The 212-nt window shown below is 41.0% G+C and carries 1 protein-coding gene; it reads left to right on the plus strand.

Annotated elements, in window-relative coordinates; translation table 11 throughout:
- The coding region (locus tag GOQ24_RS12640) for an IS66 family transposase (protein ID WP_160339841.1) at positions 1-212 on the plus strand (212 nt) is incomplete at both ends.

The following is a 212-nucleotide window of genomic DNA, read 5'->3' on the forward strand; positions in this document are numbered from 1 at the left end:
CGATGGTTATAGCGGATACAAAGCCTATGGAGCTAAGTCAGATGTAACGCATCTTGGTTGTTGGGCACATGCTCGTCGTGAGTTTGAAAGAGCTCTTGACAACAAAATCGCAAAAGCACAGCATGTACTTATAGAAATACAGAAACTATATGCTGTGGAAAAAAAGGCGAAGGAACAAAACTTAACACCTGATCAAATCAAAGAGCTTCGTC

It is taken from the genome of Myroides sp. LoEW2-1 (assembly GCF_009767705.1).
Lineage (GTDB): Bacteria > Bacteroidota > Bacteroidia > Flavobacteriales > Flavobacteriaceae > Flavobacterium > Flavobacterium album_A.